Source organism: Malonomonas rubra DSM 5091 (assembly GCF_900142125.1).
In the GTDB taxonomy this organism is placed as follows: Bacteria; Desulfobacterota; Desulfuromonadia; order Desulfuromonadales; family Geopsychrobacteraceae; genus Malonomonas; species Malonomonas rubra.
In genome coordinates this window covers 77,248-100,189 of sequence record NZ_FQZT01000003.1, presented here as the reverse complement: position 1 = coordinate 100,189, position 22,942 = coordinate 77,248, and the positions used below count along the sequence as shown (strand labels likewise).

The following is a 22,942-nucleotide window of genomic DNA, read 5'->3' as shown; positions in this document are numbered from 1 at the left end:
CTTTATGGTAATTTTTTCTGCTAGTTGTACCAACTTTTCCCGTTAAGAATTTGCAGTCCATATAATTCTGAACTCCATAGGGGGTAATGTGAGCCAATTCCAGAAAAATCTTGCGCTGTGGCTGGTCATCTCGCTGCTGATGATCATGCTTTTCAACATGATGACCCAACGTGAAACCGAGCAGAAGCAGATCAACTACACCGAGTTTTTGACTGCGCTCGACTCCGGTCAGGTTACCAATATTACTATCCAGGGCACCCAGATCAATGGTGTGTACGAGGATGGTGCCAAGTTCCAGACGAACGCTCCGCCTGATATGGAGCTGATTCCCGAGTTGAAAGAGAAGGGAATTATCATCGAGGCCAAACCGGTCGATGATCAGGGCTTCTGGTTTACCCTGCTGGTTTCCTGGGGGCCGATCCTGTTGCTGATCGCTGTTTGGATTTTCTTCATGCGGCAGATGCAGTCGGGTGGTGGCAAGGCAATGAGTTTCGGCAAAAGTAAGGCCAAACTGCTGACCGATACCCAAGGACAGGTTACGTTCAAAGACGTCGCCGGAGTTGACGAGGCGAAGCAGGAGCTTGAAGAGGTTGTCGAGTTCCTGAAAGACCCGAAGAAATTTACCAAGCTGGGTGGAAAGATTCCCAAAGGTGTCCTGCTGGTCGGTTCTCCTGGTACCGGTAAAACCCTGCTGGCCCGTTCTGTCGCCGGCGAGGCGGGTGTGCCTTTCTTCACCATCTCTGGTTCTGACTTCGTCGAAATGTTTGTCGGCGTCGGTGCCAGCCGGGTGCGCGATCTTTTCCTGCAGGGGAAAAAGAACGCGCCCTGCATCATCTTTATCGATGAGATCGACGCCGTAGGCCGCCATCGTGGTGCTGGTCTTGGCGGTGGTCACGATGAGCGTGAGCAGACCCTCAACCAGTTGCTGGTCGAGATGGATGGCTTCGAGTCGAATGAAGGCGTTATTCTTGTGGCGGCGACCAACCGCCCCGACGTTCTTGACCCGGCTCTGCTGCGTCCTGGCCGTTTCGACCGTCAGGTTGTAGTTCCGCGGCCGGATGTCAAGGGCCGCCTGAAAATCCTGCAGGTCCATTCCCGCAAGGTGCCGATGGACGAGTCGGTTGACCTGGAAATTGTCGCCAAGGGAACCCCCGGTTTCTCCGGTGCTGACCTGGCAAACCTGATCAACGAAAGCGCCTTGCTGGCAGCACGTGCCAATAAGACCAAGGTCGACAAGGACGATCTGGATGCGGCTAAGGATAAAGTGTTGATGGGGGCCGAGCGTCGTTCGATGGTTATCACGCCGGAAGAGAAGAAAGTGACCGCTTACCACGAAGCTGGCCACGCATTGATTGCTTTGTTGACCCCGGGCTCCGACCCTGTACACAAGGTTTCGATTATCCCGCGTGGGCGCGCCATGGGTGTCACCATGTACCTGCCGGCGGAAGAAAAATACAACGAAACTGCCAAAGGCCTTGAAATCCGTATCCGGGCGCTGCTCGGCGGCCGTGTTGCCGAAGAACTGACCTTTGAGTCGGTCACCAGCGGCGCCAGCAATGACCTTGAACGGGTCACTGCGATCGCTCGTAAAATGGTTTGTGAGTGGGGCATGAGCGAAAAGATAGGCCCACTGACTTTCGGTGAGAAGGAAGGCGAAGTTTTCCTTGGCAAAGACATGGGACACGTCAAAAACTACAGTGAAGCGACTGCCCTTGAGCTGGACAACGAAATCCGCCGCATTGTCAATGAGAACTATGAGATCACCCGAAAAGAGTTGAAAGACAATCAACAGAAGCTGATCAATCTTTCTGAGGCTCTGCTGGAGAAAGAAACTCTGGATAGCACGGAAGTTCTTCAGATCGTTTTCCCGGAAGGTGCGCCCGCATACTTGAAGCCGAAGGCGGAAGAGGAGCCTTTCAAGTTCGATCCCGAAGAAGCTGAAACTGCGGCACCGGAAGAGGCTGCCGTTGCTGAGACTGCTGCGGAAACGGCCACTGATGAAGACGCTGAGAAGCCGGAGGCGTGAGCCGGTACGCGAGGACGCTGAAAGGGCGTGATTGCCTTCTGGATTTGAGCCAGCCATGTATCATGGGGGTGCTCAACGTTACGCCCGATTCTTTCTCCGATGGCGGTCAGTTTGTCGATTTGCAGATAGCCCTGCAGCAGGGTTTGCAGATGGAGAAGGATGGAGCAGGGCTGCTCGATGTCGGTGGTGAAAGTACCCGGCCAGGCTCGGCTCCGGTTTCTGTTGATGAGGAACTGGCCCGGGTGGTCCCGGTGATTGAGGCGCTGCGGCAGGAAACCAGCCTGCCGATTTCGATCGATACGAGTAAGTCGGAAGTAGCTCGTAAAGCAATGCTGGCGGGCGCTAACTTCATCAACGATATCAGTGGATTGACTTTTGATGTAAAGATGGCCGAGGTCGCAAAGGAGACCTCGGCCGGACTTTTTCTGATGCACACCCGGGGGCGCCCTGATGTCATGCAGCAGAATACAGAGTACAGCGATTTGCGAGAAGAGGTTGCCGAAGGTCTACAGCAAAGCATCGACTTGGCGTTTGCTGCGGGAATTGAGCATGGCTGCTTGGCGGTCGACCCGGGAATCGGCTTTGGCAAAGATGCTGAGGGGAACCTGGAGCTGCTACATCACCTGGATGATCTACACTGTTTCGGCTTCCCGATTTTGCTCGGCACGTCACGCAAAAGCTTTATCGGCAAGATACTCCAGCAGGATGACCCGAAGAAGAGGTTGGCCGGAACTTTAGCGACAGTGGCCCTTGGGGTCGAGCAAGGTGTTCAATTGTTCAGGGCCCATGATGTCAGACCTGCTTTTGATGCGGCAATGGTTGCCTGGGCAATTCGCGAAAAAAAACTTCCTTAAATCTGTTTTCACCTGTCGAAACGCGGGTTTTGTTGATATCCTTTGATTTGGTTCTGATCCCTCTGTCCGGCTGAGAGTAGTGCGATGTTCGATGTTTTTGCTAATATCCGTCTTCTTGATCTGCTCGATATTAGTATTGTCGCTTTTATCATTTACCGGATCATTCTGCTGATCAAGGGAACGCGGGCGGTACAGATGCTGCTCGGGCTGGCAGTTATTCTTGCCGTTTATCTGGCGTCAAGGGTTGGTGATCTGCATACCCTCAACTGGTTCCTCAGCAATTTCCTTTCTTCGATCATCCTGGTCATCGTGGTTATTTTCCAGAACGATATTCGGCGAGCCCTGATTCATGTGGGGCAGAATCCGTTTTTTGGAAGTGTCAATTATCACGAAGAATCGGAGGTAATCGACGAGCTGGTCAAGGCTTGCGTTGCTTTAGGTAACCGCAAGATCGGGGCCTTGATCGTCGTCGAACGGGAGACTGGCATTAACGATATCCTCGAGTCCGGAGTTGAGATTGATGCCCGGGTTTCTGGTGAACTGATCCGCTCGGTTTTTATGCCGAACTCACCGATCCATGATGGCGCGCTGGTTTTGCAACAGGGCCGACTGACATTGGCCGGCTGTTTTTTGCCGCTGAGCCAGAGTCGTGATATCAGCAAAAATCTTGGCACACGGCATCGAGCAGCGATCGGTTTGACCGAACTGGCTGACGCTATTGCCGTAATCGTCTCGGAAGAAACGGGAAAAATTTCGGTTGCTGTCAACGGCGGCATCACCCGTAACCTTGACGCGACCAGCCTGCGTAAAGTCCTTGGCCGCTTGCTTGAGCAGAAGAAGAGCAAAGTTCAGAGTAAGCGGCAGAAGAAAAAGGGGTAGCTGAAATGTTCAAGCTGATAACGGAAAACTGGACATTAAAGCTTCTTTCGCTGGTCTTCGCAATGATTCTCTGGATGTTCATCATGGGCGAGAGACGGCAGGAGGTTGGCTACCGGGTGCCGTTGGAATTGCAGAATATCCCGGCCGGGATGATGATCGCCAACGAGGTTCCGACATTGGTCGATGTGCGTGTCAGCGGGCCGCGGACTCTCCTGATGAAGATCAGCGACAACGATATCAGCATTGCGGTTGATCTGGCGGATCTGCAGCCAGGGCTGACAACTTTTAAGCGTCTTGAAGAACGATTGAACCTGCCAAACGGGCTGCGAGTGACCCGTTTGTCGCCATCTTTTATCGATCTGAGACTGGCGCGGATAAAGCAGAAAAAAGTGCCGGTGCAGATTGCGCTTTCCGGTGAGCCTCTGCAGGGATACCAGGTTGGTCGTATCACAGCCACTCCCTCTCAAGTCGTTATTGAAGGAGCGGAGTCAGAACTGAAAAGTGTAAACGGTGTCACCACGGAACCGGTTGATCTGCACGGTGTAAACGAAGGCTTCTCGCTTATCGTACCGTTGCTCCATAACGGGACTTATACTTACTTTAAAGACGAGAAAACCACTGAAATACAGGTGGAAATTCAACCTGTTGCGATTGATGAAGAGATTGAAGCTACAGTAGAAAAGAGCCTGGAAGGGGAATAGGACCTGATGGAAAAAAAGTTATTCGGAACCGATGGGGTTCGCGGTGTCGCTAATATCGAACCAATGACGACGGAAATGGCGATGCAGTTGGGTCGTGCTGCTGCCTACGTGTTCAAGAAAGACAAAAATCGCCGTCACCGGGTGGTCATCGGTAAGGATACCCGCCTTTCCGGTTATATGATCGAAAATGCGCTGGTGGCAGGGATCTGTTCCATGGGCGTGGATGTGCTGCTGGTTGGCCCACTGCCAACACCGGGAATCGCTTTTATTACCTCGTCAATGCGTGCCGATGCCGGGGTGGTGATCAGTGCGTCCCACAACGCCTATCAGGATAACGGTATCAAGTTCTTTTCGGCAGATGGCTTCAAGTTGCCGGATGAGCTGGAACTGGAGATCGAGGACCTGATCCTTAACCACAAGCTGGACGATCTGCGCCCGGTTGCTGACGAGGTCGGCAAAGCATACCGGATTGATGATGCCATCGGCCGCTATATCGTCTATCTGAAAAATACCTTTCCTGGCGACCTGGATCTGCAGGGTTTGCGCATTGTTCTTGACTGTGCTCACGGGGCTGGCTACAAGGTCGCTCCCGCGGTACTGGAAGAGCTCGGCGCCGAGGTTATTACCATTGGCGTCAGCCCGAACGGAGTAAACATCAACGAAGGCTGTGGTTCCCTGCACCCTGAAGTGATGGCGGAGAAGGTGCGCGAGTACCGTGCTGATCTGGGGATTGCTCTCGACGGTGATGCCGACCGCGTCATCTTCGTCGACGAAAAAGGGATTGAGGTCGATGGCGATCACATCATGGCGATCTGCGGCACCGAGATGATCAAGCAGGGCGATCTGAAAGAGAACACCGTGGTTGCTACCGTGATGAGCAACATGGGCCTCGACATCGCTATGGACAAGGTTGGTGGTAAGGTCGTGCGCACTGGTGTTGGTGATCGCTACGTTGTCGAGGAAATGCGCAAGAGCGGTTACAACTTGGGTGGCGAACAGTCTGGACACATGATCTTCCTCGATCACATCACCACCGGCGACGGCATCCTTTCGGCGTTGCAGGTGCTGGCAATTATCCAGCGCAGCGGCAAGAGACTGTCGGAGCTGGCGAAGGTGATGATATCCCTGCCACAGATCCTGGTCAACGTGCGGGTCCGGAAGAAGGCTGAATTGGCCGATATTGCTCCGATCAAGGAAGTGATCGACGAAGTCGAAGCTGAGCTTGCGGGCAAGGGGCGGGTGCTGGTGCGTTACTCAGGAACCGAGCCCTTGCTGCGAGTGATGATTGAAGGTGAAGATAAGCAGAAGATCGCTGAACAGGCCGATCGGGTTGCCGGAGCTGTACGCGAACATCTCGGCGCTTGATATTTTTTGAGGAGTTGAAAGTTGGCAAAGCTTGGAGTCAATGTTGATCATATTGCAACCATCCGTCAGGCCCGTGGGGTAACGGAGCCCGATCCGGTTGCTGCCGCCATGCTGGCTGAATTGGCCGGAGCGCATGGTATTACGGTCCATCTACGGGAAGATCGCCGTCATATTCAGGATCGTGACGTGGAGGTGCTGCGCAAAACGGTGCAAAGCAAGCTGAACCTTGAGATGGCACTGACCGATGAAATGGTCGCTTTCGCTTTGAAAATCCTGCCGGATGATGTCACCCTGGTGCCGGAAGGGCGTCATGAGTTGACCACCGAAGGGGGGCTCGACGTCAATATGCTGCGCTCCACCCTGACGCAGAAGATCGCGCTGCTTAAACAGGCAGGGATCACAGTCAGCCTGTTTATCGAGCCTGATATCGAGCAGATCAAGGCCAGCCACAAGGTCGGCGCCGACTATATCGAAATCCATACCGGGACCTATTGCGAAATGCGCAGCGAGGCAGATAAAAAAGAGCAGCTGCAGCGGATCGAACTGGCGATCAGCGCCGCGCGCAGACTAGGGCTGGGTGTTAACGCCGGTCACGGTCTCAATTACCAGAATATCGGCCCAGTGGCTGCGATGAAAGGGATCGAAGAGTTCAATATCGGCCACAGTATCGTGGCGCGCGCCTCTCTGGTCGGCATGGAGCGGGCGGTGCGTGAAATGCTGGCGTTGTTGAACGAGTGATATGGCGGTTGTCGGCATTGGAACAGATCTCGCGCGGATCGAGCGCTTCCGGAAATTCCTTCAGCCGGACAACAAGGTGCTGGAGCGGATTTTCAGCGAAGATGAGCGCAGCTACGCGCTGGCGATGAAAGACCCGGCACCGCACCTGGCGGCTCGTTTCGCCGCTAAAGAAGCATTTCTGAAAGCACTCGGTACCGGTTTGCGGGATGGCCTCAGCTGGCAGCAGGTCTTGGTTGTGCGCGATCAGCTCGGCTGTCCATCGCTGCAGTTGTCTGGCCGCGCGGCCGAAATGCTGGCAGAGCGGAATGTGTGCTCGACCCATTTAAGTTATTCCCATGATGGCGATTACGCCGTCGCAACGGTTGTTTTGGAGTCCTGATGAGATTGATCCGTGCCGAAGAGATGGTCGCGGTTGATCAGCGGGCGATCAACCAGCTTGGTATTCCCGGTGCCGTTCTGATGGAGAACGCCGGACGTGCAGCAACCGACGCATTCTGCGCCGAGTTCGCAAACTGCTTCCCTGGCCCGGTACTGGTGCTGGCGGGCAAAGGGAATAACGGCGGCGATGGCTACGTGATGGCGCGGATTCTGGCCGACCGGGGCTGGCGTGTACAGACCACAGTCCTCGGCAAGAGGGAGGATATCGCCGGGGATGCTGCCGTGATGCTGAGTATCCTTGAACAGCTCAATGTGCCGATCGGCTATGTTGCCGACGAAGCCGGTTTGCAGTTTTCCTTGGCCGCAGCAGAGGCGAAGCTCATCATCGATGGCTTGTTCGGTACCGGATTGAAGTCAGATGTCCGGGGTCTGTACGCCACGGCCATCGAACTTGTCAACGCAAGCCCAGCCAAGGTTTTCGCTATTGATATCCCCTCGGGGGTCGATGGCTCCAGCGGCCGGATCTGCGGCATGGCAGTTCGTGCCGACCTGACGGTCACCTTCGATCAGGCCAAAATCGGTCATGGCAGCTATCCCGGCGCGGCCTGTGTCGGTCGGCTTGAAGTGGTCGATATCGGCATTCCGCAGCTGGGGCGGGAAAAAGTCACTTCCGACGTGCGTTTGGTCGATGTCGCAGAAGCTGCCAGGTTGCTGCCGGAGCGACCGGTGGCGGGACACAAGGGGCGCTTCGGCCATCTGCTGATCGTCGCCGGAGCTCCCGGCAAAACCGGTGCTGCCGCATTGGCGGGAAATGCCGCCGTCCGTGGCGGCAGTGGCCTGGTCACAGTTGCTGCGCCGGCCGCAGTTCATGATATCCTTGAAGTAAAGCTGACCGAAGCGATGACTTGTCCGTTGGCTCATGTTGATGGATTTTTGGCGACATCCGCTGAGGAACAGATTCTAGAGCTTCTCACTGAAAAGCAGGCTTTGGCTTTTGGGCCGGGTGTCGGACAGGGGGATGATTTACGTAATCTGCTGACGGTATTGTTGCCACAGGTTGAGTTGCCGATGGTGATTGATGCCGACGGCCTGAACCTGCTTGCCGGTCAGCTTGGAATTTTGCAGGAACGAAAAGGCCCTTGGCCGGTTTTGACACCTCACCCGGGAGAGATGGCCCGTTTGTGTGGATTGTCGGTCGCCGAGATTGAGGCCGAGCGATTCCGCGTTGCGAAAGGGTTTGCTAGAGCACACAATGTTGTCCTGCTGCTAAAAGGCGCGCGGACGGTGATTGCAGCACCCGATGGCCGGGTACGCATCAATAGCAGTGGCAACGATGGCTTGGCCAGCGGTGGTAGCGGTGATGTTCTGACCGGCCTGGTTGGTGCGCTGCTGGCACAGGGGCTAGAATCTTTTGACGCAGCAATACTGGCAGCCTGGTTGCACGGCCGGGCCGCTGAGCTGGTTGCTGCCGGGCAGGGGGCAGCAGGAATGGCTGCCTCCGATCTTCTCTGTCAACTTCCGGTTGCCCGCCGGGAACTGAGTGAAGGAGTTTGCCTATGCTGACGGCACGCGAAATCATGACAACGGACGTAGTCACGGTGAAGCCGGAAACCAGCCTCAAGGAGCTGGCGAACAAGTTTGTGGAAACTCGTTTCAGCAACATGCCGGTCGTCGATGCGGATGGCGACCTGGTCGGAGTGATCAGCGAGACTGATCTGGTCGAGCAGCAGAAGCCGTTGCACATTCCAACGGTGATGGCTTTGTTTGACGGGGTTTTTTATCTCGATAGCGAGAAGAGTTTCAAAGAGCAGGTCGATCGGGTGACGGCGACTACTGTCGGAGAGCTTTGTAATCGTAAGCCGGTGACGTGTGCTCCAGGTACGCCGGTTCGGGAGATAGCCGGCTTGATGAGTAAACATAAAATCCATCTGATCCCGGTTGTCGACGGGGGCAGGATGGTTGGTGTTGTTGCTCGTTTGGACTTGATTCGGGCAATGGAGGCTTGATTTGCAGAAGTGGAGTTTTGACAGCTCCGGAGAACAACAAACTCTGGAACTGGGGATGCAACTGGGCCGACTGCTTGAGCAGCCGGCCCTGATTCTATTGCATGGGACTCTCGGTGCGGGAAAATCGGTTCTGGCTCGTGGTATTGCACGTGGGCTGGGGGTGCCGGAAGAGGTGCCGATCACCAGTCCAACCTTTACTCTGATGAATCATTACCCGGCACGGCTCGATCTTTATCATTTCGATCTTTACCGCCTGTGCGATCCGGATGAGTTGATCGAGATCGGTTTTGATGACTATGCTTTTGGCAATGGAGTGACCCTGGTCGAGTGGCCGGAACGGATGGATAATGATTCTGTTGCCGGGCTCTGGGTCAATATCGAGCTTGGTGATGAGAATCAACGGCGCTTGAATTTTTCCGCACAAGGGGTGGTTGCCGAGGCACTGCTGACCCGTTTGCAGCAGACCTTTTCTGCTTGATTTTTATACCCGTCTATATCTGCCTAAAAAGCTTTTGACCGAGCCGGAAAATCCTGCTATTAAAGGGACTTTCCAGCAGTTTAGGTGGTTCCAGTTGTCCCGGTCGCAAATCGATTTGTTGCCGGTTTTTTCCAATAGGGAGGAAGTAAACAGCTATGGCCCTGGTTGTACAAAAATATGGCGGCACTTCAGTCGGAACTGTGGAGAAGATCCGCAACGTTGCCCGTCGTGTCGCAAAGACTTTCGATGATGGAAACGACGTCGTGGTTATCGTTTCGGCAATGGCCGGCGAAACCAATCGCCTGGTCGCTCTGGCCGACGAAATGTGCGAGTTTCCGAGTGAACGTGAATATGATGTGCTGGTCTCGACCGGTGAGCAGGTGACAATTGCTCTGCTGTCGATGTGCCTGCAATCGATGGGTTACAACGCCAAGAGCTACCTCGGTTCGCAGATTCCGGTAATGACCGATAGTGCCCACTCGCGCGCCCGCATCAAGAGCATCGATGATAAGAAGGTGCGCGAAGATCTGAAGAACGGCACCATCATTATCGTCGCAGGTTTCCAGGGGATCGACGATGATGGCAACGTGACCACCCTCGGTCGCGGCGGATCCGATACCTCTGCGGTTGCTGTTGCTGCTGCGCTCAAAGCGGATGTCTGTGAGATCTACACCGATGTTGATGGTGTTTATACGACCGATCCGCGGATGGTGCCGGAAGCACGCAAGATTGAAAAGATTTCCTACGAGGAAATGCTTGAAATGGCGTCTCTCGGCGCCAAGGTGCTGCAGATCCGCAGTGTTGAATTTGCTAAAAAATACAACGTGGTTGTCCACGTTCGTTCCACTTTTAACGATAAGCCGGGAACACTGGTGATGAAGGAGGATCAGGAGATGGAGACCGTACTGGTTTCGGGTATTGCTTATAACAAGGATGAGGCAAAAATCAGTATTTTTGGTGTGCCGGATCAGCCGGGTATCGCCGCTCAGATCTTCTCTCCACTGAGCGAAGCGAACATCACCGTGGATATGATAATTCAGAATGTCTCGCAGGACGGCAAGACCGACATGACATTCACCGTACTGAAGACCGATTGCAAGAAGGCACTGAAGATCGTCGAAGACGTGATGGGCAAGATCGGCGCCAGTGGAGTCAAATCGAACGAGAACATCTCCAAGATTTCCATTATCGGTGTCGGTATGCGTTCCCATTCCGGTATCGCCCAGACCATGTTCGAGACCCTGGCAAAAGAGGGTATCAACATCGAAATGATCTCAACCAGTGAAATTAAGGTTTCCTGTATCATTGATGCCAAGTACACCGAACTTGCCGTTCGTGTGCTGCACGAAGCTTTCGGGCTTGATAAGGCTGCCGTAGAAGACGAGGGCTAATCTGCCCCAGAAGTGAAAGGATGTGATGTAATGAGCCGGATTCAGATTTACGATACCACCTTGCGTGATGGAACCCAGGCGGAGGATATTTCCTTCCAGGTTCAGGATAAAGTGCAGATTGCCAAACGTCTCGACGAGCTTGGCATCGATTATATTGAAGGTGGTTGGCCGGGATCGAACCCGAAAGACATCACATTCTTTCACGAGATCAAAAAAGAAACCCTTCGTCACGCCAAAATTGCCGCTTTCGGCTCAACCCGGCGGGCCAAGGTCACTCCGGCCGAAGACAACAATATCCAGATGTTGATCGAGGCCGAGCCGGATACCGTGACGATCTTCGGCAAAACATGGGATTTCCACGTCAGCGAAGCATTGCGTATCTCGCTGGAAGAGAACCTGGAACTGATTAACGATTCTCTGGTCTACCTGAAAGAACGGGTCGGCGAAGTTATTTACGATGCCGAGCATTTCTTTGACGGTTACAAGGCTAACCCCGGGTATGCCATCAAAACTCTGCAGGCTGCTGCCGCGGCCAATGTCGATTGCATTGTCCTGTGTGACACCAACGGCGGCACCATGCCGTATGAAATCCCGGCGATCATGGAAGAGGTCAATAAGGCCGTTTCTGTACCGATCGGTATTCACGCGCATAACGATAGCGAATGTGCCGTTGCCAACTCGATGATGGCGGTCAGCTGTGGTGCTGTGCATGTTCAGGGGACCATGAACGGCTTTGGAGAACGCTGTGGTAACGCCAACCTCTGCTCGATCATTCCTTCGCTGCAGCTGAAGTTGGGCAAAGAATGTCTCGGCGAAGATAAGCTGAAAACGCTGCGTAGCGCATCCCGTTACGTCTATGAGCTGGCCAACCTGATTCCGAACAAGCATCAGGCCTATGTCGGCAACTCTGCCTTTGCCCACAAAGGTGGTGTGCACGTATCGGCGATTCAGCGTCATCCGGAAACCTACGAGCATATCCGGCCAGAACTGGTCGGTAATCGGACCCGAGTTTTGGTCTCCGATCTCTCAGGGCGTTCCAATATCCTTGTAAAGGCAGAAGAGTGTGGTATCGATCTCGACAGTAAAGACCCGGTGACCCTGGAAATTCTTGAGGATATCAAGCAGCTTGAAAACCAGGGCTTCCAGTTTGAAGGCGCTGAGGCTTCGTTCGAATTATTGATGCTCAAGGCGATGGGTAAATTGAAGCATTATTTTACTGTCAGCGCATTTCGTGTGATTGATACCTTGCGTGAAAGCGACAAGGCCCCTGTGTCTGAGGGTACTGTCAAGGTGAAGGTGGGCGGCAAAGTCGAGCACACTGCTGCCGATGGTAACGGACCGGTCAGCGCTTTGGATAAGGCATTGCGCAAGGCGTTGATCAGCTTTTATCCTCAACTGGGAGAGGTGAAGCTGTTCGACTATAAGGTCCGTGTGCTGCCTGCCGGTCAGGGAACTGAATCGGTCACGCGCGTACTTGTTGAGTCCGGTGACCACGAAGCACGCTGGGGAACCGTTGGGGTGAGCAGTAATATCATTGATGCTTCATACCAGGCCCTGGCGGACGCTTTGACCTATAAGCTGTACAAAGATAATATCTAATTTTTACACAAAGAATGTATTGAGCCGTTCTTCCGTTGGGAGAGCGGCTTTTTCGTTTCGTCATAAAAGTGGCGGGCTTAATTTTTAATCGTCAAATATTTGTCGATATTGTGTGGCTACTCTTCCTGATCAGGGGAAACTTTTTAACCCCCTGAAAAATAGAAGCAAATATATTTCTTGATTGGGAAGTGAAATGTCTGCTGCGAACCAATTTGGTAAAATTTAAACCTTGGTGCTGGTTAATTGTCAGAGAGGTAATTTTTTATAGAGACATCTTCTGGAGCGATCCGTCAAAATGTTGGCGATATGTGCGCTCGGGAAGAACGCTTGACAGCCAGCATACAGTTTTCTGTTCCTTTTCTGGATTGGTTATGTCTTTAAGGTGCTTAAATTATTGGAGCATTCGTCTTGGAGACGTTTGCTTAGGGTTTTTGTTTTAGCTTGGCACAGGTTGTGTATATTTCTTTTTTCCGTGAACCAATGCCACTTTGATCGATAAGGAACGTTCCTAAACGAGATTGCCTGGAGGTCGTAAATGAAATGCCCAAAATGCAAAGGCCGGATGTACTCAGAAAAGTATTACGATTTTGTTCGTGCGTTTGATGCTTGGAAGTGTTGCGCATGTGGTGAGGTCGTTGATCCGACAATTCTAGCAAACCGGGCTCGTAACCACAGTGTTTATATCGGTTAGGTCTGTCGGGATAAAGATGTTAAAAAGCCGGAGCATACTGCTCCGGCTTTTTTGTGTTTTATCGGACTCTACTCTGTTGTTGTCTCAGGCTTAGATCTGGACGATCTTAAATCAAAGGCCAGTTTCAAAAGGCCTATTAAAGCTACTCCTGCATAAAAGAGCCCGCGCATTGCGGCTGGTTCTTTCCCTTCGCTGATAAAAACAACATTTTCAGGGACTGTCATCTGCATCGCTGAAAGCAATTCTTTGAGTTTCTCGCGGTTGGCGTTAGCGATCAAATTGTCGACAGTCATGCCAGTTACTTCGCGGCGAGAATAGATAAAGTCTTTGTTTGCCTCAATGAAGTCTTGCTGCTCCTCTTCAGTGTTGAGCTGGAAGTAGTAAGTCTTAAGCAGGTTGACGATCTGTGGGTCGCGTGTTTCGAACCATGTTCCGATTTCCTGGCTGCCAATGGTTCGGGTCAGCGGGACCAGGAAAGAGTCAATTTCCGTAGTTCCGGACATGTTAATCGCCTGCAACAGGTCCTGGTAGCCACCACTGATCTGGAGCCATTCCTGGCTTGGGCCCCTGGTTTCAAGATCGACGATGTTTATCTGCTGTGGTGCCTTGTTGCGCATGAGCAGGCTCAGCTCGCTATATCCAAGCCAGGCAAGGACAAGGCAAAGAACCAGCAGTGTGATGCGAAATCTTTTCATCAATTTATTCCTTTGCGACAAAAAAATCGGGCCGCCTGAAAAGGCGGCCCAAAGTATCGCAAATAAAAGTTAGTGGGACAAGTGCTTATGCACCTGCTGTCTCAGTTGCGTCAACCGGGACATCCTTCTGGGTCATCATCGAAACAATAACCAGAGCGAGGAAGGACGCCGGGATCGAGATCAACGCCGGGCTGTTGAACTGGATCGGTGCATCACCCGGCAGCAGGCCGTAGCGGACCCACATGTCAGGGGAAATCAGGATCAGTCCGAGGGAGCTGATCAGACCGACCAGAACCGAAGCCGCGATACCCTTGGCAGTGGTCTTCTTCCAGAACAGCAGCATCAGGATTGCCGGCAGGTTGGCTGAAGCGGCAACCGCAAACGCCCAACCGACGAGGAAGGAAACGTTCATGCCTTCGAAGACAATGCCCAGGTAGATAGCGATACAACCGACCACAATCGCTGAAATTTTACCAGCGCGAACCTTGCCCGCATCAGACATCTTCATGCCGAGGAAGTTGTCCATAATATCGTGCGCCACCGCGCCGGATGCTGCAACGATCAGACCGGAGACGGTACCGAGGACGGTCGCGAAGGCCAGTGACGAGATGACCGCGAACAGTACCACGCCAAAGGATAGTGCCAGCAGTGGGGCCGACATGTTGTTGTCGGTCAGGTTGATAACGCCGTTTGTCATTGCGCCCATACCGAGGAACAGGGTCAGGACGTAGAAGAAGCCAATCGCGGCGATAGCGACGATGGTCGACTTACGGGCAGCAGCCTGGCTCGGAACGGTGTAGTAACGAATCAGGATGTGCGGCAGTGCTGCAGTACCACAGAACAGAGCCAGCATCAGCGAGATGAAGTTGAACTTCTGCAGGCCGGTCGCGTTGTCGACCTTGAACTTCAGACCTGGGCGCAGAACACGAGAACCCGGGGTCGGTTTTTGGTAGTAGATGGTGTGTGTTGCATCACCTTCCTGGATGTATTTCTTGCCCCAGAGAACGATGGTGGAGTCTTTCAGCGCGGAGAGGTAAGCGAACGGGCCGACTGCGCCGGTTGCAGCAACTTCCTGGCCGTCAACCTTCAGTTGCTTGATGTGGCCAACCGGGAAGAACTTGCCCTCTTCTTTAGCCGCACCGTTGAACTTTTTGGTGCCGTCAGCCATTTTTGTCATGTAGAGGGTTTCTTCCAGGGTGTAGCCGGAAGCGGTTTGGTTGAGCTGCCAGATCGATTCCTCGCCAGCTTTGCTCAGCTTGACGAAGCCAGCTTTACCGAACTCGCTGTCAAGACCAGCAACCACAGTGTAGCCAGGCTCGCTCAGCTCGAGAGCTGCAGTAGCCTGCATGGTTTTAAAGTCATGGTAAGCAGCGCCGTTGTTCTCCGGTGCAGTGGTCAGGCCGCGCATCAGGACTGCGATAACGACGACAGTCGACATGATCAGCAGCAGGGCGCCTTTGAAGAACTGAACGTAGGTGGTGGAAGCCATACCAGCAGTAGCAACGATGATGGTAACAACAACACCAACGATACAAACGCCGACCCAGTGCGGCAGGCCGAGCAGCGGCTGAACCAGAACACCAGCACCAACCATCTGCGGGATCAGGTAGAAGACCGAGACCAGCAGGGTGGAGATAGCAGCAGCCAGCTGAATCGCCTTGGAGTTGAATTTGGAGTCGAGGGCGTCGGTAAAGGTGTATTTACCGAGGCGCTTCATCGGCTCTGCAACCAGGAACAGGGCAACGATCCAACCTGCCAGGTAACCGATGGAGTACATCCAGCCATCGTAACCAGCAGTTGCGATCATGCCGCAAATACCCAGGAAGGAAGCAGCGGAGAGGTAGTCACCAGCAAAGGCGACACCGTTGGTGAACCAGTGGATGTTACCACCAGCAGCATAGTAGCCTTCTGCCGAGCTGGTACGGCGAGCCAAGTAGAACGAGAGGCCGAGAACGAAGATAACGAAAGTGAAGAACAGACCGATAGCGATAGGGGACTGAGTATATACCATGATTTATGTCTCCCCTTATTCGTCGTTCATTTTGTTCTCTGCTTGGGTGCAGAGATGGTTATAGATGACTGCCAGAACCAGCGCGAAGCCGATCAGGCCGAAGCCCCAAACGACTGCTGCGGTCTGTCCGAAAATGATGTTTTGCATCAGCTTCGGGTTGGTTGCGTTGATGGCGACAAAAATCGCGTAAACGATGGTGTAGGCGATAAACATCGATACGCCTAGTTTGGTTTTGTAGCCGGACGCATTGTCCTTGCCAAGCTTTACTGCTGGTCCATGTCCCATAGTTAGAATCTCCTCTTGTAAATGTCGGGGAACCAATCCGGTTCCATCCAATTGGACGTGCCAAAAACCGGTTATAAAAACCGAAAGAAAACAAAAAATACGCTATCTGGTTGTTTTTACAAGATATTTTCTCATATCTTGTGATAATTTGTGCGCGATCTTGGTTGTGATGTTTCGCGACATAATACGTTGTTATAAAATCATGTCAATAGAAAATTTTATTAAAAAAAAACGTTTCGTCAGCAGAAATGCTGTTTTTAACTGGGCTTTCTCGGGAGGCTGAACAAGAAAGTCCAGCAAAATGGGGGGATTGTAGAATGCTGTTTTGCGCTACTAGGTAAAAGGGGCTAGATCTGGTATTAGTGAAAAATAATATTGATCTTTGGGGAAGCTGAAACTGAACGGCATTTTATTTTTTGCGTTTTGTGGTTTAAAGCAATTCGGGGGTAAAAGCGATCACTTCATCGATGCTATTGCAGCCAGACAATAGCATCACCAGGCGATCGATGCCGAGCGCGATCCCAGCAGCCTGAGGCATATTTGGCAGTTCATTGAGGAACCGTGTTGCGGCGGGGTAGCCTGCTTTACCGGCAGCTCGACGTAATCGTTCTTCACTGCTAAAGCGTTCGCTTTGTTCTTTGCAGTCGACCAGTTCGGAAAATGCGTTGGCTAACTCCATCCCGGCAATATAAAGTTCGAACCGTTCAGCGACAGTTGGGTTCTCCGGCTTCAGCCTGGCCAGTGAGGCTTGGCTGGCTGGGTACTCTGTCAGCAGGGTCGGACGATCTGCGGGAAGTTGTGGCTCGATCTGCAGGCTGATGACCTCGTCAAACCGTCCTGCGGCAAGACTTTCTTCTACCGTGCAGTCCGCGTACAAAGAAAACGCCTGGTGGACACTCAGGCGGGGCCAGGGGCGGCTCAAATCGATTTCATTGTCCTGATAAACCAGTTTATTGCTATCGGTCAGTGCCTCCAACAGTGCTTCACAGTCATCCATCAAGCGATGGTAATCGCAGCCCGGTCGGTACCATTCCAGCATGCTGTATTCCGGCAGATGACGGCTGCCTCTTTCGCCATCCCGCCAACAATGACTGATTTGGAAAATGTTGCCGTATCCGGCTGCCAGAAGGCGCTTCATCGCCAGTTCCGGTGATGTCTGTAAAAACCAGTCGCCGGAGGGGACCGCATCGATATGAAATTCCGGTGCGTTCGCAGGGATACGCTGCGGGGTCTCGATTTCGAGGAAATCCTGATCGATAAAAAAAGCCCGGATCGCTTGAACGATCCGGGCCCGTTTTTCAAGCACCGGCCGCTTGCGGGCCAGTTGCCAGTTCGGTTCCATTTTATTCCTTCACCCGGGTGGCATATTCGCCGGTTCGGGTGTCGATCTGGATCAGGGTGCCTTCTTCAACGAAAGAAGGAACCTGCAGGGTGTAGCCGGTTTCAACGGTGGCCGGCTTGTTGTTACCGGCTGCGGTGTCGCCCTTGACCCAGGGATCGGACTGGGTGACGCGCAGGTTGACAAAGTTCGGCAGGGTGATGCCGATACCGGTATCGCCGTACATCAGAATATCGACTTCCATGTTGTCGATCAGGAAGTACTTGTCGTCGCCGAGGGTCTCTTCCGAGAGCACGACCTGCTCGTAGGATTTCTGATCCATGAAAACATAGCCGGTTTCATCCTGATACAGGTACTGCATATCCCGCTCTTCCAGGCTTGCCGGCTCGAAGGATTCGCCGCTGCGATAGGTTCGGTCGAACAGTGCACCGGTAATCATGTTGCGCAGTTTGCAGCGGTAAAGGGCCTGGCCTTTGCCCGGCTTGCTGAAGTCGAACTGGACAATCACATGCGGATCGCCGTCGATCAACAGTTTCAGGCCTTTTTTCAAATCGGAACAGCTGTACATGGAGAACTCCTTCTATATTTTGCTTGTCTGGATATCTTTTATCGGGCGGGCATTTAAGCATAAAACCAGCGTGCATGTCACCGGAAAACCGACTGACTAGCAGTTTGCTGACTTATCTGGGCTGTTAAGTCGCTCGTACAACTCTATCTGCTCTGCTAGTGACAGCTTGCGCACACAGCCGGTTTTGCGGCAGAGGCGGCAGCGATCGTCGCTGCACCACTGGCAGTGATGGCAATCTTCGCAGGGATATTTTTTGCTTTTATTATCCATACCGCTATTGTAAATGGGATGACTAGAGCGGGGCAAGCTGACGCAGGTTTTCAGGTTGCCGCTGGCGCTGATATCGCAGATAAAGCGCTTCGATGATTTCCGCACAGAGCAGCAGGGCGATAGCGATGGCGATGCCGGGCACGGGGGGCTGCAGTTTCACCAGCGGCAACCAGACCAGCAGGAGAAAACCGCTTTTCAGGAAGGTCGAGTGGCCCAGTTTCCCGGTCTGAAGCGCACCGGAAAACCAGCCTCGGAGCAGATTGCATCCGCCGTAAAAGAGCGGGAATATGGCAGTTGCGGCCAATGACCAGCGTAGATAATGGCGCAATTCCGGCTCAACACCGAGCATCTGGCCGAGGATCAGTTCATTGAGTGGCCCAGCTGTCAACAGCACCAGCACGCCCATACCTGTTGCCGTCAGAATGTTGAAGCGAACCAGCATGAAGTAATCGTCAGCCGATTTGACCAGCGCCAGGTAAGCCTGCTGCAGGTTGCGCATCGGCCCAGCGAGCAGGAAGAGGAAACCCCGGATCACGCCGAAGGCTGCCAGCGCCAGCGGACCGTCCGGCAGGCGGCCGATAATCGAGCTGATCAGCAATGGGATGGTCTGCTGCAGGCAGGAGGAGTAAGCCAGCGGGAATGAATAGCGCAGAATTTCGCCGGTGGTTTTTTCTTCCTCACCCCGCTCCATTGGCAGGTGAACCTTCCAGGCGAAAAAGGCGATGACAAAAGTTTCGGTGATAACGCAACTGACCAGCGCGAACGCGCCGAGTTGAGCGCCGGCAAACCAGTGGGCGCCAATCGCCAGGTAGCCGAACAGGGCGCCGACGCGGACACCAGTCGCAATCGAGACCAGGCTTGTTCGCCTTGCCTGGATGATCAGCCCCTGGCAGAAACCGCGGAAGCCGGTGAAAAAAGGCAGCAGGGCGAGAATATATAATGCTTCTCTCGCCGCCTGTGCGACTTCCGGTGGCGTGCCAAGCAGCCTGATCAGCACCAGATCACCCAGTGGGGAAAACGCAATCAGTGACAGCATGACAGCGACATAGCTGGCGACCAGCCCGACAAAGATCAATACGCTGCGCATTGACTTGTGCCCTTTGACCATGGCGATGGTGACCGTATGGTTCTGATAAGAGGGCGAGGCGACGAACAGATGAATAACCATAGCCACCGATATGCCGGCCAATGCCGTGACATAATCTTCCAGCCGTGCCAGCGCACCGTTGATGATGGTGTGCGAGATGCTCATCAGTTGAACGTTTAGCAATAACGGAAAGAAGAAGAGCGCGATCTCTTTCAGGCTGAGTTTCGATTCGGTCACAAAATTATCCGGGGAAGAGCTGAAGCAGCTCTTCTGAGTTTTTGGCCAGAAAGTCGGGTTCGACCCCGCCGGTGTTACCGAGGCCGTAGCTGCAGAAGCAGATGGCCGTTCCGGCGGCGCGGCCGGAGTTTAGATCGGTGTGGTGGTCGCCGATCATCACTGCTTCTTTCGCTTTTGCCCCGAGGGCTTTCAGCGCTTCCTGTAACGGCAGCGGATGGGGTTTCTTTTCACTGAAACTGTCGCCGCCGATGACAACTTTGAATTTATCTAAAATATTGAGGCCAGCCAGCAGTTCAATCGTTAGCTGGTAAGGTTTGTTGGTCACAACAGCTAACTGTTCCGCCGGGTACCTGACGAGCAGTTCCCTGATTCCCGGATAACAGTCGGTGTGATCGAGCAGGTGCTCGGCATAGATTTCAAGGAAACGGAACAGGTACTCTCTTTTGTAATTTTCTTCGCCGTAAGCCCGTTTAATCAGCTTGGTTGCTCCGTCACCGATCATGTCACGGACGCGATCAGGTTTGAGCTGCTGATAACCGAGCTCCTTTGCAAGCAGGTTGAGGGAGAGAGTCAGGTCGGCAACTGAATCGACCAGAGTGCCGTCGAGGTCGAACAGCAGGTATTTGTAATCCATTCCGTTCATCCGTTTTTCCTGATCCGCTCGCCGAATATTGCGGTACCGACGCGCACCAGCGTTGCTCCTTCTTCGACGGCAACTTCAAAGTCGCCGCTCATCCCCATCGACAGTTCGTTCATCGAGACGCCGGGAATCTGCAGTTGATCAATTTGCCCGGCCAGTTCGCGCATGCGGTGGAAATAGGGGCGAACTTCTTCGGCGTTGGAACAATAGGGTGGCAGACACATCAGGCCGCAAACCTGGATGTTTGGCAGGGCTGAGACATCGCGGACAAGCTGCTCCAGCTTGTCCTGATCGCAGCCCGACTTTTGTCCTTCGTCGCCGATGTTGACCTGCAGCAGAATTTTGCAGGTCGTCCCTTCTTTCTGCCACTGGTGGCTGATCTCTTGCGCCAGTGAAAGCCGGTCGACTGAATGAATCATCGCTACCTTGCCACGCAGGTATTTAACTTTGTTACTCTGCAGCCCACCGATGAAGTGCCACTCGACGGTTGATTGCACCTGTGGAGATTTGTCACGGAATTCCTGCACGTAGCTTTCACCGAACAGCTGCTGTCCGGCGGCGAAAGCCGCATCGATATCTGCAGCTGGTTTCACCTTGGAAACCGCGATCAGTCGCACCGCCTCCGGATTGCGGCCTGAACGTTCGCAGGCGGCAGCAATGCGTTCGCGGATGTGGGAGATGTTATTGGCAATATCGCTCATCTGGATATGGCTCCTTTTTACACCGTCAGAAACGTCGGTACGCCCAATTCTTCCAGCGCCAGAGTCAAACGGCAGAGTGGCAGCCCGACCACATTGGTGTAGCTGCCTTCGATCCCGGCAACGAAACAGACTGCAAGCCCTTGAATGGCGTAGCTGCCCGCCTTGTCCATCGGTTCACCGGTGGCAATGTAGCGCGCGATTTCATCCTCTGTCAAATTGCGAAAAGCGACTTTTGTGCTGACCGCCTCAGCTTTTTGCGCGCCGGTTTTCCGGTCGAGGATGGCATAGCCGGAAAGGACCCGGTGTTCGCGGCCGGAGAGCATTTTCAGCATCTGGGCAGCATGCTTTTCATCTTGCGGTTTGCCGAGAATCTGGTCGTCACAGAGGACGATGGTATCACTACCGATAAACCAGCGACCATTGCTGCCGCTGCGCTGGGCAACTTCAGTCGCCTTATCGATACTCAGCCGTACGACATGCTCCTCCGGTGTTTCGTTCGGCAAAACAATTTCATCAGCGTTGCTCGGGATGATGTCGAACTGCAGGCCGATCTGTTCCAGCAGTTCTTTGCGCCGTGGAGAGGCGGACGCGAGAATAATCTTATCACTCATGACGCCGGCCCTCTCGTTTTTCCGCAATCGGCTGCCACCAACTCGGCAGGATCTCCAAAGCACGGGCCGCCATCGCCAGGCGGCGGTCAGCGCGTTTCATTTTTCTTTTCAGCTGCAGCGGGGGAAACAGGCCGTAGTTGACGTTCATCGGTTGGAAATTCTCTGCTTCCGCTTCGCTCAAGTGGGTCAACAGGGCACCAAGGGCAGTTTCCGATGGCGGCAGCGGCTCCCGTTCCTCGCGCATCCGGTAGGCGGCAAAGATGCCAGCCAGCAGGCCGCAGGCGGCCGATTCGACATAGCCTTCGACACCGCTGATTTGCCCGGCCAGGGTGATATGCGGGGCATTTTTCAGTTGCAGGGTTTTCGTCAGGCAGTTCGGCGCATTGACGAAGGTGTTGCGATGCATACTGCCCAGGCGGGCGAATCTGGCATTCTGCAGGCCCGGGATGGTGCGGAAGATGCGCTGCTGCTCCGGGTAGGTCAGGCGCGTCTGGAAGCCGACCAGATTGTAGAGCGAAGCGTGCTTGTTGTCCTGCCGCAACTGGATGACCGCATGCGGCCACCTGCAGGTACGTGGGTCGTCCAGGCCGACCGGCTTCATCGGGCCGAAGGCAAGGGTCTGCGGCCCACGCGCGGCCATCTCTTCTATCGGCATGCAGCCTTCGAAGTGAATCAGTTTTTCGAACTCGCGCCCTTCGACTTTGTCGGCATCGAGCAGGGCCTGCACAAAGGTGTTGTATTCTTCTTCATTCAACGGGCAGTTGAGGTAGTCGGCACCACCTTTGTCGTAGCGGGAAGCACGCCAGGCGATGCTGTAATCGATGGAATCGGCTTCAACAATCGGGGCGATGGCGTCGTAAAAGTAGAGGTGTTCGCTTCCGGTCAGTTTTGCCAGCTCATCAGAGAGGGCATCCGAAGTCAGCGGACCGCTGGCGAGGATGATGCTGCCTTCGGTCGGTAAGCTGGTGATCTCTTCGCGGATCAGCTCGATGTTCGGGTGTTGTTCAATCTTCTTGCTGATGTAGGCGGAGAACTCGTCCCGGTCGACCGCCAGGGCGCCACCGGCAGGAACCGCCGTAGCGTCGGCCGCTTCGATGAACAGCGACCCGATCCTCCGCATCTCTTCTTTCAGGCAACCGACGGCGTTGTTCATTCCCGCGCCGCGCAGGCTGTTGGAGCAGACCAGTTCGGCCAGCCCCTCGCTTTCATGGGCTGGGGAGAAACGCTGCGGTTTCATCTCGTACAGTTTAACCGTACAGCCTTCCGCCGCTGCCTGCCAGGCCGCTTCGCAACCGGCGAGGCCGGCACCGATGATGGTGATTTCCATGAGTCTACTTTCTGCAAACGCAAAACCGGCCGAACTGTTCAGTTCGACCGGTCGATTCTACAATA

The 22,942-nt window shown here is 53.9% G+C and carries 23 protein-coding genes; 13 read left to right on the top strand and 10 right to left on the bottom strand.

Annotated features, from left to right (window positions below):
- Window positions 1–88 precede the first annotated feature (88 nt).
- From ftsH to BUB13_RS19030, 13 genes are all read left to right on the top strand, one after another.
- Window positions 89–2,026, top strand: coding sequence for an ATP-dependent zinc metalloprotease FtsH (gene ftsH / locus BUB13_RS05540; RefSeq protein WP_072906542.1), 1,938 nt, complete (start codon window positions 89–91; stop codon window positions 2,024–2,026).
- On the top strand, window positions 2,023–2,880 hold the full coding sequence (folP, locus tag BUB13_RS05535) for a dihydropteroate synthase (protein WP_072906540.1): 858 nt from the start codon (window positions 2,023–2,025) through the stop codon (window positions 2,878–2,880). Before ftsH ends, folP begins: the two co-directional genes overlap by 4 nt.
- An 84-nt stretch (window positions 2,881–2,964) precedes the next feature.
- The gene (gene cdaA, locus BUB13_RS05530; protein WP_072906538.1) at window positions 2,965–3,759 is read left to right on the top strand and encodes a diadenylate cyclase CdaA; all 795 of its coding nucleotides are present in this window, start codon (window positions 2,965–2,967) and stop codon (window positions 3,757–3,759) included.
- Window positions 3,760–3,764: 5 nt separating this feature from the next.
- Complete coding sequence (locus tag BUB13_RS05525) at window positions 3,765–4,460, top strand: CdaR family protein (protein WP_072906536.1); 696 nt, start codon at window positions 3,765–3,767, stop codon at window positions 4,458–4,460.
- Window positions 4,461–4,466: 6 nt separating this feature from the next.
- Window positions 4,467–5,825: a phosphoglucosamine mutase gene (gene glmM / locus BUB13_RS05520; protein ID WP_072906534.1), complete on the top strand. Its 1,359-nt coding sequence runs from the start codon at window positions 4,467–4,469 to the stop codon at window positions 5,823–5,825.
- 21 nt (window positions 5,826–5,846) lie between these two features.
- Entirely contained in the window at window positions 5,847–6,563 is a 717-nt protein-coding gene (locus BUB13_RS05515; protein ID WP_072906532.1) for a pyridoxine 5'-phosphate synthase, read from the top strand.
- A 1-nt stretch (window position 6,564) separates the two neighbouring features.
- A complete protein-coding gene (locus BUB13_RS05510; RefSeq protein ID WP_072906530.1) occupies window positions 6,565–6,942 on the top strand; it encodes a holo-ACP synthase in 378 nt (125 codons plus the stop codon).
- Window positions 6,942–8,504, top strand: a complete 1,563-nt coding sequence (locus tag BUB13_RS05505) for a bifunctional ADP-dependent NAD(P)H-hydrate dehydratase/NAD(P)H-hydrate epimerase (RefSeq protein ID WP_072906528.1) — start codon at window positions 6,942–6,944, stop codon at window positions 8,502–8,504. The genes BUB13_RS05510 and BUB13_RS05505 overlap by 1 nt, the downstream gene beginning before the upstream one ends.
- Window positions 8,498–8,947: a CBS domain-containing protein gene (locus BUB13_RS05500; protein ID WP_072906526.1), complete on the top strand. Its 450-nt coding sequence runs from the start codon at window positions 8,498–8,500 to the stop codon at window positions 8,945–8,947. The genes BUB13_RS05505 and BUB13_RS05500 overlap by 7 nt, the downstream gene beginning before the upstream one ends.
- Window position 8,948: 1 nt before the next feature.
- The gene (tsaE, locus tag BUB13_RS05495) at window positions 8,949–9,425 is read left to right on the top strand and encodes a tRNA (adenosine(37)-N6)-threonylcarbamoyltransferase complex ATPase subunit type 1 TsaE (protein WP_072906513.1); all 477 of its coding nucleotides are present in this window, start codon (window positions 8,949–8,951) and stop codon (window positions 9,423–9,425) included.
- A 155-nt stretch (window positions 9,426–9,580) separates the two neighbouring features.
- Window positions 9,581–10,816 carry an aspartate kinase gene (locus BUB13_RS05490; RefSeq protein WP_072906511.1) on the top strand — a complete coding sequence of 412 codons (1,236 nt, stop codon included), beginning with the start codon at window positions 9,581–9,583 and terminating at the stop codon, window positions 10,814–10,816.
- 30 nt (window positions 10,817–10,846) lie between these two features.
- Window positions 10,847–12,415 carry a citramalate synthase gene (gene cimA / locus BUB13_RS05485; RefSeq protein WP_072906509.1) on the top strand — a complete coding sequence of 523 codons (1,569 nt, stop codon included), beginning with the start codon at window positions 10,847–10,849 and terminating at the stop codon, window positions 12,413–12,415.
- Between the two features lie 535 nt (window positions 12,416–12,950).
- Window positions 12,951–13,106 carry a hypothetical protein gene (locus BUB13_RS19030; protein ID WP_167366803.1) on the top strand — a complete coding sequence of 52 codons (156 nt, stop codon included), beginning with the start codon at window positions 12,951–12,953 and terminating at the stop codon, window positions 13,104–13,106.
- Window positions 13,107–13,174: 68 nt separating this feature from the next.
- On the opposite strand, the gene BUB13_RS05480 is transcribed toward BUB13_RS19030, so the two are convergent.
- The 10 genes from BUB13_RS05480 to trmFO all read right to left on the bottom strand — a co-directional run bounded on the left by BUB13_RS05480 (window position 13,175) and on the right by trmFO (window position 22,877).
- A complete protein-coding gene (locus tag BUB13_RS05480; RefSeq protein WP_072906507.1) occupies window positions 13,175–13,801 on the bottom strand; it encodes a hypothetical protein in 627 nt (208 codons plus the stop codon).
- Between the two features lie 85 nt (window positions 13,802–13,886).
- Window positions 13,887–15,812, bottom strand: coding sequence for a sodium/solute symporter (locus BUB13_RS05475; protein ID WP_072906505.1), 1,926 nt, complete (start codon window positions 15,810–15,812; stop codon window positions 13,887–13,889).
- A 15-nt stretch (window positions 15,813–15,827) separates the two neighbouring features.
- The gene (locus BUB13_RS05470) at window positions 15,828–16,097 is read right to left on the bottom strand and encodes a DUF485 domain-containing protein (RefSeq protein WP_072906503.1); all 270 of its coding nucleotides are present in this window, start codon (window positions 16,095–16,097) and stop codon (window positions 15,828–15,830) included.
- Window positions 16,098–16,527: 430 nt separating this feature from the next.
- A complete protein-coding gene (gene epmA / locus BUB13_RS05465) occupies window positions 16,528–17,439 on the bottom strand; it encodes an EF-P lysine aminoacylase EpmA (protein WP_072906501.1) in 912 nt (303 codons plus the stop codon).
- A 1-nt stretch (window position 17,440) separates the two neighbouring features.
- Window positions 17,441–18,004 carry an elongation factor P gene (gene efp, locus BUB13_RS05460; RefSeq protein ID WP_072906499.1) on the bottom strand — a complete coding sequence of 188 codons (564 nt, stop codon included), beginning with the start codon at window positions 18,002–18,004 and terminating at the stop codon, window positions 17,441–17,443.
- A 292-nt stretch (window positions 18,005–18,296) separates the two neighbouring features.
- A complete protein-coding gene (locus tag BUB13_RS05455; RefSeq protein ID WP_072906497.1) occupies window positions 18,297–19,598 on the bottom strand; it encodes an MATE family efflux transporter in 1,302 nt (433 codons plus the stop codon).
- A 4-nt stretch (window positions 19,599–19,602) separates the two neighbouring features.
- The gene (locus BUB13_RS05450) at window positions 19,603–20,241 is read right to left on the bottom strand and encodes an HAD family hydrolase (RefSeq protein ID WP_244151836.1); all 639 of its coding nucleotides are present in this window, start codon (window positions 20,239–20,241) and stop codon (window positions 19,603–19,605) included.
- Entirely contained in the window at window positions 20,238–20,939 is a 702-nt protein-coding gene (locus tag BUB13_RS05445) for a YggS family pyridoxal phosphate-dependent enzyme (RefSeq protein WP_072906495.1), read from the bottom strand. Before BUB13_RS05445 ends, BUB13_RS05450 begins: the two co-directional genes overlap by 4 nt.
- A gap of 17 nt (window positions 20,940–20,956) precedes the next feature.
- The gene (locus tag BUB13_RS05440; protein ID WP_072906493.1) at window positions 20,957–21,550 is read right to left on the bottom strand and encodes a Maf family protein; all 594 of its coding nucleotides are present in this window, start codon (window positions 21,548–21,550) and stop codon (window positions 20,957–20,959) included.
- A complete protein-coding gene (trmFO, locus tag BUB13_RS05435) occupies window positions 21,543–22,877 on the bottom strand; it encodes a methylenetetrahydrofolate--tRNA-(uracil(54)-C(5))-methyltransferase (FADH(2)-oxidizing) TrmFO (protein ID WP_072906480.1) in 1,335 nt (444 codons plus the stop codon). The genes BUB13_RS05440 and trmFO overlap by 8 nt, the downstream gene beginning before the upstream one ends.
- Window positions 22,878–22,942: the final 65 nt, after the last annotated feature.

Bases quoted from the DNA above. Each gene is read 5' to 3' on its own strand.
- BUB13_RS05450 (WP_244151836.1), bottom strand. From the start codon at position 20,241: ATGAACGGAATGGATTACAAATACCTGCTGTTCGACCTCGACGGCACT.
- cimA (WP_072906509.1), top strand. From the start codon at position 10,847: ATGAGCCGGATTCAGATTTACGATACCACCTTGCGTGATGGAACCCAG.
- BUB13_RS05490 (WP_072906511.1), top strand. From the start codon at position 9,581: ATGGCCCTGGTTGTACAAAAATATGGCGGCACTTCAGTCGGAACTGTG.
- BUB13_RS19030 (WP_167366803.1), top strand. From the start codon at position 12,951: ATGAAATGCCCAAAATGCAAAGGCCGGATGTACTCAGAAAAGTATTAC.
- BUB13_RS05480 (WP_072906507.1), bottom strand. From the start codon at position 13,801: ATGAAAAGATTTCGCATCACACTGCTGGTTCTTTGCCTTGTCCTTGCC.
- epmA (WP_072906501.1), bottom strand. From the start codon at position 17,439: ATGGAACCGAACTGGCAACTGGCCCGCAAGCGGCCGGTGCTTGAAAAA.
- BUB13_RS05500 (WP_072906526.1), top strand. From the start codon at position 8,498: ATGCTGACGGCACGCGAAATCATGACAACGGACGTAGTCACGGTGAAG.
- efp (WP_072906499.1), bottom strand. From the start codon at position 18,004: ATGTACAGCTGTTCCGATTTGAAAAAAGGCCTGAAACTGTTGATCGAC.
- BUB13_RS05470 (WP_072906503.1), bottom strand. From the start codon at position 16,097: ATGGGACATGGACCAGCAGTAAAGCTTGGCAAGGACAATGCGTCCGGC.
- trmFO (WP_072906480.1), bottom strand. From the start codon at position 22,877: ATGGAAATCACCATCATCGGTGCCGGCCTCGCCGGTTGCGAAGCGGCC.
- cdaA (WP_072906538.1), top strand. From the start codon at position 2,965: ATGTTCGATGTTTTTGCTAATATCCGTCTTCTTGATCTGCTCGATATT.
- BUB13_RS05475 (WP_072906505.1), bottom strand. From the start codon at position 15,812: ATGGTATATACTCAGTCCCCTATCGCTATCGGTCTGTTCTTCACTTTC.
- BUB13_RS05525 (WP_072906536.1), top strand. From the start codon at position 3,765: ATGTTCAAGCTGATAACGGAAAACTGGACATTAAAGCTTCTTTCGCTG.
- BUB13_RS05505 (WP_072906528.1), top strand. From the start codon at position 6,942: ATGAGATTGATCCGTGCCGAAGAGATGGTCGCGGTTGATCAGCGGGCG.
- BUB13_RS05440 (WP_072906493.1), bottom strand. From the start codon at position 21,550: ATGAGTGATAAGATTATTCTCGCGTCCGCCTCTCCACGGCGCAAAGAA.
- BUB13_RS05510 (WP_072906530.1), top strand. From the start codon at position 6,565: ATGGCGGTTGTCGGCATTGGAACAGATCTCGCGCGGATCGAGCGCTTC.
- BUB13_RS05445 (WP_072906495.1), bottom strand. From the start codon at position 20,939: ATGAGCGATATTGCCAATAACATCTCCCACATCCGCGAACGCATTGCT.
- glmM (WP_072906534.1), top strand. From the start codon at position 4,467: ATGGAAAAAAAGTTATTCGGAACCGATGGGGTTCGCGGTGTCGCTAAT.